Raw genomic sequence first — 7,674 nt, 5'->3', positions numbered from 1 at the left:
AAGTAGCATTTTACATTTTTGAATCCATTCTTTCGCATTTTTGCCACAAGCTTGAAATTCGAGATGGAGATCGTTAATTTGCTCTTTGGATGTTTGTGTTTCATTTTGTTTTTGAAAAATTGTTTGGGCTTGGTTCATGAGCGTGTAATTATGAAATTGCTTTTGAATGAGAAAGTCGGTTATTTTTCTATGAAAATACTACCACTTACTCACCATTTTGAGTCAACATAAAAATGTTAAAAACGCGCAAGCGGAAGCCGTAAAATGATATTTCGACTGGACGATTTTCAGAAATGTTGCATGGTGGCGCTTTACTCACCTTCGAATGTTTGTTTTTATATCAAAGATGCCAATTAAAATGTGATTATTGCATGACAAAAAATGACACTGTATGATGCACATACTGATTTTATGTTATAAATTGTACGAATTTTTCAATAAACTAAGTATAACTTACTAAATATTTAAGTGATAATTCTCTCGATAGAATCAACTTGTGATGAAACCTCTGTAGCGATCGTTGAAGATGGAATGATAGTTTATTGTAATGTGATTTATTCTCAAATTGCGGAGCACAATAAAACCGGTGGAGTTGTCCCGGAGGTGGCGGCTCGACGGCACGTCGAGGCGATAGTGCCGGTTGTAAATGAGGCACTTAGGCAAGGAGGAGTCAAAATGGGAATATTGGAAGGGCACGATACAATACAAAAACTCGAAGCTGTGATCGACAAAATAGATGCCATAGCAGTAGCACAGGGGCCCGGATTACTTGGGTGCTTGATGGTCGGCAACAATGCTGCAACTGCACTTAGTTTGATTTGGAACAAACCTATAATCCCAATCCACCACATAGAAGGTCATCTATATGCAAGCTGGCTTACAGATAATTGCGAAAAGCATGATGACGGCACATTTGTACATGAGATTCTGCCGTATGACATAGAGAGAGATCAAAAAAACAAATTTCCAATTTTGATTCTCACCGTATCCGGAGGGCATAATCAACTAATAACTATGAGAAATCATGGGGAATATGAATTACTTGGCGAGACTTTGGACGATGCCGCCGGTGAAGCTTTTGACAAAGTAGCACGAATGCTCGGACTCGGATATCCCGGAGGCCCTGAAATACAAAAAACAGCCTCAAAGGGGAATAAGGCAAATGGCTTTGCGCCCGGTGATCCAAATAAATACAAATTGCCACGCGCAATGATGTACAACGAACATGCTAGTGATTTCAATTTTAGCTTCTCCGGACTCAAGACGGCTATGCGGACTTTGATTTTAGAAAATGGAGGTGGCAAACATGACAATATTGGAATCGAATTTGAAAAATTAGTACCGGATATGGCAGCTAGTTTTGAACACACTATTTGCGATACACTTCTCATAAAATTAAAAAAGGCAGCCGAACTCACAAATCCAAAAGAAATTCATATTGCGGGCGGAGTCTCTGCGAATCTTCGGCTCAGGGGAATGCTTGAAGCAACTTTCCCACAAAACATCGGAGGCCCACGCATCCTCTACCCTTCTCTCAAATTTTGCACAGACAACGCCGCCATGCTCGGGGCTGTCGCTTATTTCAGATATATGGCAAACCCGGAACAATACAAAGCCTGGCAAAATTCCATACCTGATACTCAACTTAAGTTTTATTAAAATAAGAAGAAATTAAATAGCTGGCATTGCAAGGATTAAGTTTTTTGGTATACTCAGGTGGCATATTTTAATCCAATGTTTATATGACGGCTGCCAAAAAAGACGATGCTAAAGAAGATAAGGATGTTAAAGATAAATTTACAAGATGCCAGGCGGTGAAGGGGGTAAATGATATTTTGCCGCATGATCATGAATATTATACTTTTTTGAAAAAGGTGATTCGTCATAGATGTAGGCAAGCCGGTTTCAGAAGAATTACAACTCCTATATTTGAGCATACAGAGGTATTTACCCGTGGAATTGGTGAAGAAACAGATATTGTTGGCAAAGAAATGTATACGTTTGAAGATAAAGGTGGAAGATCATTGACACTTAAACCGGAAAGTACTGCCGGTGTTGTTCGCTCATATATTGAAAACGGCATGGTCAATTGGCCACAGCCGGTTGAACTTTATTATATAGAACCGCATTTCAGGTATGACAAACCTCAAAAGGGGCGATACAGACAATTTTGGCAATTTGGATTGGAAGTGATAGGGGAAAAAGATCCGGCTCTAGATGCACAGATAATTCAATTATCAAAAACTGTACTTGAAGATTGTGGGATTTATGCACTCACAAAACTTAAAATAAATAACATAGGTGATTTTGATTCACGTGAAAAATATGCTGAAGCTCTTCAAAATTACTTCATTGGTAAAGAGCGTTCTCTTTGTGATGATTGTAAAAGAAGAATACATACAAACCCACTTCGAGTACTGGATTGTAAAGAAGGGGATTGTAAGATTTTGGCGCAACTGGCGCCAAAATCAGATGGTTATATTTCAAAGGAAAGCAAAGAATACCATGCTCAGGTGCTTGAATATTTGAAAGAATTAAAAATAGATTATACCGAAGACGGAGCTCTTGTTCGTGGACTTGATTATTACAATCAAACCGTATTTGAATTTATAGCAGTAGATAATGGGGGTCAGCAAAATACAGTATGTGGGGGTGGAAGATATGACAAACTGGTAGAAATTATGGGAGGTGCACCGCAGACTCCCGCAATAGGATTTGGAATGGGGCTTGAAAGAGTAATAGAGCTTATGAAAAAAGAACAGATTCGAGTACCTTCAAAGGACAGTCTACATGTTTTTGTTGCACAACTCGGAGACCTCGCTAAGAAAAAATGCCTACCTCTTATCTCAGAGCTTCGCGAACACGGAATCAAAACCGTAGGTGCTCTCGGTAAAGGTTCTATGAAGGCTCAAATGCGACTTGCAGATAAATTTAGAGTTCCATACGCACTTGTACTTGGTATAACTGAAGTTAGAGATGGGACTATTATCCTAAGAGACATGACTATGGGTAAACAAGAAATCATAAAAATAGAGGACGTAGTTGAAAAAGTCATTGCGGCAATTGGTAAAGAAAATCTGGACACATATAGTCCGGGAGAAATAAGCTATTAATAAATCATAAATAAAAACAATTATGAAATTCAACTTCACATATTCAGTAATAGGATTTTTTATCGTTGCGATAGCAGCCGGCTTGATAGTCAAAACAGTTCAAAAAAGTGGGCCTGGAGAATATGATGATTTTGCAGCGTGTCTTACGGACAATGGAGCTGTTATGTACGGTGCAGACTGGTGTAGTAACTGCCAAGCTCAAAAAAAGATGTTCGGAAAATCTTTTGAATATATAGATTATGTACAATGTGACATCGAGCCTGAAAAATGTGAGGCTGAAGGAATTGAAGGATATCCTACTTGGAAAAACAATTCCGGAATGGAGGGGACTTTGGTCGGTAGAGGTGTTCAACCTTTGCAAGACCTTGCGAATGCCTTTGCATGTGAGCTTCCTGTCTTTTAGAATAATCTACAAATTATGCCTACCAAAAAAACAAAAAAAATCGTAAAAACTGTTGTAAAAAAAATTTACAAACCTAACAATAAAAAAATTGTTAATAAGTTTATTCTATCTAATAAATGGAGGTTTGTAGCTATTGTTTTCATGCTACTTTTTACTGCGCACTTATTGTTTTCGTATAATTTTACGATCAAGAGAATCGTACTTAAATCATCTGAGTTTTTTGGACTCTCAAATCAAAGTCATGACTTTGATGGGCATAATATCTTTGAAGTAAATGGAATTACATATGTTGCATATGATCACCCATTAGTAATTGCAAAAGTTGTAGTTGATCCATCATGTAATACGGAATTGTGTGATGTCAGCAGTCTAAAAAGACAAATCCTAACAAATTTAACTCCAGCAATACAATTTGAAGAAGTTGTATTTGATTCACAAGAAGGTAAAAGACTGATGCAGGAAGCGGGAGCAAAAGCCGTACCGGCTTTTGTATTTGATGATAACATCAAACTACTTGCGAATTTCGCATTTATAGAAGATTTCTTCATAGAGCGTCCAAATTATTACCTACTCAAAACTCCGCCAGGAAGATTTGTGGTGGCTCCACACAATGAGAAGGCTCACGTCAAAGGAGCAGAAAATCCGAAGGTGACAATCACAGAATTCTCTTCATTTTCATGTGAATATTGTACGAGTTTCAACGGCGTACTTGGCTCTATTTTAGAAAAATATCCAAATGATGTAGCCGTACATTACATACATTTTAATCGTGGAGGTAATGACAACACTCTGATACAAGCATCTGAATGTAGTGCTGAACAAAATAAATTCTGGGAAATGCATGATGCACTTTTTTTGAGACAAAGAGATTTTACTAATGAAGATGGGGGATTTAATTTGGAGCTCTTACCGGAGATCGTAAATGCATTAGACCTTGACCCCGAAGTTTTTGGCAAATGTATGGAAGATACTGGTAGGTTCTCATCTAAGTTACAAACTATGCAAAAAGTTGTTGCCGACTTCGGCATCAAGGCAAGTCCAAGTGTTTTTGTTAACAATAGCTTTACAGAGGGGCCTCTAACAAAAGGCCAGCTCAGTGTAAAAATCGAAAGCATACTGAATCCAATCGTAGATGACATCGCAAAAGATGAATAATTTCGTTATATTTCTTGTATGACATACAAACAAAAAACAAATTCTCGCCGTGCTTTCAGCTTGCTTACAACTTTAGCATTGGTGTTTAGCGTATTCGTCCTACCTGCTAATGCAGACCAAGCTAACTTCTCAGACGTCCCACCAAATCATCCTTATTATGATGCAGTTCAATTCCTAAAAAACAAAGAAATAATTTCAGGGTATTCTGATGGAACTTTCAAACCAGCTGGAACGATAAATCGTGCTGAGGCGATGAAAATAATATTACTCGGACATTACAAATGGAAGGATGAAGTATTTCCTGATAACTCAGTAACCGAAGAAGTAACTGCCGAAGATGGGGTCGCAGAGGGAACTCCAGAGCCTAAGCCGATATTCAGCGATGTAACAAATGAATGGTTTGCTCAGTACGTCAACGGAGCATACAAAAAAGGTATAACGGATGGTTATGCTGACGGGAGTTTCAAACCTGCAAATAACATAAACAAAGCAGAAAGTTTAAAAATTATTTTGCTTGCATTCACAGAAAATGAAACCTTTAGTGACCCATCTAAAAACCCTTTTCCTGATGTACCTTTTTCATCTTGGTATGGGAAATACGTAAAATATGCAAAAGACAAAATGCTCATCGATCCGGATAAGTTCGGGGATTTTAATGGAGGAGTCGATATAACTCGCGGTGAATTTGCTGATATAATTTACAGAATGATGTACATCTCGGAAAATGATTTGAGTCAATATGACCCATCTGTCACCTGGGATATTTTTGACAGATCCACTCAAGGATACAACGTAAAAACCCCACCCACTTGGGAAGTTTTTGAGGAAATAAACGAACACCCTGCGGCTGGAAATAAAGTTCGTACAATGATTTGGAATAAAGATGAAGCAAACAAACAAAGAACTTACATGAGGCAATTTCCAAACTCTGCAATGGCAGAAATTTTTATCTCAAATACCTCTCTCGAAAAAGATAAATATTTTGCTGAGATCCGAAATGCATTTGGCAGTGATGCCCTAATCATGGAAGTGGAGACCGCCGGCATGCCAACCTTAGTCGTCGAAAGTGAAAATGGAATTGAAAACATTTTGGACAGCTATATTTATATGCCGAGTGGGAAAATTGCAAATATACTCGGAACTTATGGTAACGGCTCACTGGCATACAAAAACTCATTTTATATTCGGAAACTTCGTGAAAATTTCACTGCCACTGATAGTAGTAAAATAGATGATGTAAATATCGAAGATATCTTAACTATAGCTAGAGAAAACATACAAGTTGATGGCAAAGGACAGAAAACTTTAGACATGTTTGACGACCTACAAATCATAGAGACTGATTCCATAGGAGTCGGAACAGGCCCCATCGATTATAACTACAGTGCGAAAGCAAATATAACCATAAAATACGAAAGGTCATTTGATGTGATTTTGGATATCGAGAATGGTCGAACCAGTGGATTTTAAATGAACTTTTAACTTGCAGATTTTTTGCTGAGTGGTAGTCTGGCGACGTTTTTTAACTTATAAATATGACAGACTATTTTCAAAGATCGCTAGAAGAACATGAGCGTACAAAAGGTAAGATTTCGCTTGTTTCAAAGATGCCCGTAACAAATAAAGATGAATTGAGCGTCGCTTATACTCCGGGAGTAGCTGAGCCGTGCAGACGGATAGCGGAAAATCCGGATGATGTTTATAAATATACTTCAAAAGGTAATATGGTTGCCGTGGTTTCTGACGGCTCAGCGGTGCTGGGACTTGGGAACATAGGTGGAGCTGCCGGACTTCCAGTGATGGAAGGTAAAGCCGTATTGTTTAAAGCGTTTGCTGATGTAGACGCATTCCCAATCTGCCTCTCGACTCAAGATCCTGATGAAATAATTGCAGTTGTTAAAGCTATAGCTCCAACATTTGGAGGTATTAATTTAGAAGATATCAAGGCTCCGGAATGTTTTTATATTGAAGAAAAACTCAAAGGTATGCTCGACATCCCTGTATTTCATGATGATCAACATGGTACTGCAATCGTAGTACTTGCAGGCCTTATAAATGCTATGAAAGTTACCGGACAAAAGATAGAAAATTTAAAATTTGTAGTTAGCGGAGTTGGTGCGGCCGGTGTCGCAATCACAAAACTTCTTATTCTTTATGGTGCAACCGCAGAAAATTTCTTACTTTGCGATAGCAAAGGTACGATTTACAAAGGCCGAGAGGATTTAAATCCTACAAAGATGGAGCTCGCAGATATAACAAATACTGCATGTCATATTGACCACGATCATGGAAATTGCGTCACAGGCGGACTTAGTGAAGCTATCAAAGGAGCAAATGTATTCATAGGTGTATCAAAGGCCGGACTCCTAACAGAAGATATGGTGAAAACTATGGCAAAAGATGCAATAATTTTTGCAATGGCCAACCCTACTCCGGAAATCATGCCTGACATCGCAAAAGAGGCTGGTGCGCGAATCGTCGCGACCGGTAGATCTGATTTCCCAAACCAAATCAACAACGTACTCGCATTCCCGGGGATTTTCCGAGGAGTTCTCGACGCTCGCGCCCCACAAATCACAGAAGATATGAAAATCGCTGCTGCCGAAGCTATCGCCGGTATGGTTGAGAACCCTACAGAAGATCGAATAGTCCCTGCTCCATTTGAGCCGGGTATCGCAGATAAAGTTGCAGAGGCGGTAAAAGCAGTAGCTTAGCTACCACTATAAGTAACCCCACTCGTCTTCGTCTCCCAGAGCTTAACTTCAACAAGTTGTATATTTTGATGAAGTGATAGCATGGAGAATTTTGTGGGCTAAAAAGTTAAAAGTGATACTCCGGTATACCCACCAACAGTCCAACACACTCTACCTAAGTGCCAGTTTTCTGTGTTCCAAATAAAGAAGGTCTGTTTTCGTAGGCTCGCTATACATTCCCGCATGTGTAATCTTATGATGAAGTCCACACAGTGCAACGAGATTGTCATGAGATTTGGTCTTCGCATAG

At 38.9% G+C, this 7,674-nt stretch carries 6 protein-coding genes; all 6 read left to right on the top strand.

Going from position 1 to position 7,674, the window contains the following annotated elements:
• The first annotated feature begins 468 nt into the window (after positions 1–468).
• The 6 genes from tsaD to Q8P68_06460 all read left to right on the top strand — a co-directional run bounded on the left by tsaD (position 469) and on the right by Q8P68_06460 (position 7,385).
• Positions 469–1,659 (top strand): tRNA (adenosine(37)-N6)-threonylcarbamoyltransferase complex transferase subunit TsaD, encoded by a 1,191-nt coding sequence (tsaD, locus tag Q8P68_06485; GenBank protein MDP4008805.1) that lies wholly within the window; start codon positions 469–471, stop codon positions 1,657–1,659.
• A gap of 83 nt (positions 1,660–1,742) precedes the next feature.
• On the top strand, positions 1,743–3,113 hold the full coding sequence (hisS, locus tag Q8P68_06480; protein ID MDP4008804.1) for a histidine--tRNA ligase: 1,371 nt from the start codon (positions 1,743–1,745) through the stop codon (positions 3,111–3,113).
• A 22-nt stretch (positions 3,114–3,135) separates the two neighbouring features.
• Positions 3,136–3,516, top strand: coding sequence for a thioredoxin family protein (locus Q8P68_06475; GenBank protein ID MDP4008803.1), 381 nt, complete (start codon positions 3,136–3,138; stop codon positions 3,514–3,516).
• Between the two features lie 15 nt (positions 3,517–3,531).
• Entirely contained in the window at positions 3,532–4,671 is a 1,140-nt protein-coding gene (locus Q8P68_06470; GenBank protein MDP4008802.1) for a thioredoxin domain-containing protein, read from the top strand.
• An 18-nt stretch (positions 4,672–4,689) separates the two neighbouring features.
• Positions 4,690–6,141 (top strand): S-layer homology domain-containing protein, encoded by a 1,452-nt coding sequence (locus Q8P68_06465; protein ID MDP4008801.1) that lies wholly within the window; start codon positions 4,690–4,692, stop codon positions 6,139–6,141.
• Between the two features lie 65 nt (positions 6,142–6,206).
• Positions 6,207–7,385 carry a malic enzyme-like NAD(P)-binding protein gene (locus tag Q8P68_06460; protein MDP4008800.1) on the top strand — a complete coding sequence of 393 codons (1,179 nt, stop codon included), beginning with the start codon at positions 6,207–6,209 and terminating at the stop codon, positions 7,383–7,385.
• Positions 7,386–7,674 lie beyond the last annotated feature (289 nt).

Source organism: Candidatus Peregrinibacteria bacterium (assembly GCA_030700255.1).
Classification (GTDB): domain Bacteria; phylum Patescibacteriota; class Gracilibacteria; order UBA1369; family JABINC01; genus JABINC01.
This window is presented reverse-complemented; position numbering and strand designations above follow the sequence as displayed.

Bases quoted from the DNA above. Each gene is read 5' to 3' on its own strand.
- Q8P68_06465 (MDP4008801.1), top strand. From the start codon at position 4,690: ATGACATACAAACAAAAAACAAATTCTCGCCGTGCTTTCAGCTTGCTT.
- hisS (MDP4008804.1), top strand. From the start codon at position 1,743: ATGACGGCTGCCAAAAAAGACGATGCTAAAGAAGATAAGGATGTTAAA.
- Q8P68_06470 (MDP4008802.1), top strand. From the start codon at position 3,532: ATGCCTACCAAAAAAACAAAAAAAATCGTAAAAACTGTTGTAAAAAAA.
- Q8P68_06460 (MDP4008800.1), top strand. From the start codon at position 6,207: ATGACAGACTATTTTCAAAGATCGCTAGAAGAACATGAGCGTACAAAA.
- Q8P68_06475 (MDP4008803.1), top strand. From the start codon at position 3,136: ATGAAATTCAACTTCACATATTCAGTAATAGGATTTTTTATCGTTGCG.